Source organism: Roseateles sp. P5_B10 (assembly GCF_056400485.1).
Genome location: NZ_JBFULE010001577.1, coordinates 1 through 617 on the forward strand (window position 1 = coordinate 1; position 617 = coordinate 617).

1 protein-coding gene is annotated in these 617 nt (G+C 65.2%); it reads right to left on the reverse strand.

Annotated features, from left to right (window positions below; all coding sequences use genetic code 11):
* Positions 1-78: 78 nt before the first annotated feature.
* Positions 79-617 (reverse strand): N-acetyltransferase family protein (locus AC1DU6_RS34670; protein WP_477863046.1); only part of this gene is annotated, 539 nt, incomplete at its 5' end.

Here is a 617-nt window from a genome sequence, read left to right on the forward strand (position 1 = left end):
CAGGAATCGTGTCCTGAATTTTGTCCTCAATCTATTACGAAAATCAAATGAAAATCAATAAGTTGCTGAATTTGTTCGTCATTGAGTGTCCTTAGTTAAGGCATCAATCGCCGGATCATTCGTGCAGAGCACCGCGCGCACCAGTTGTGCGCCGTCTGGATGGGCCGTCAAGCGGGCGCCCTGATCACGCATCAGCGCCAGCATGCGACGGTTGTCGGCCAGGATGTCGCCATGCAGGCGCTGCACGCCGTGGCGGCGCGCATGGGCCGTCAGGTGGGCGATGAGGCGCCGGCCCAGGCCGCGGCCCTGCCAGTCGTCAGCGACGGCCAGCGCGAACTCGGCGCGCTCGGGCCGGTCTTCGTCATGCACGTAGCGGGCGTCGGCGATGACGGGATGGCCGGGCTGCTGGGCCTCGACGACCCACGCGACGTGCTGGCGCTGATCGACATCCGTCAGCAGCTTCAGCAGGGCAGGGCTGAGCTCGCGCAGGCCGACATGGAAGCGCTTGTGGCGCGAGTCCAGCGACAGCGCGCTGAAGAAGGCCTGCTCGGCAGCGGCATCCGCGGCGGCAATGGGGCGCAGGCGGACCTGGTGCCCGCCGGCCAGCATCCAATGCT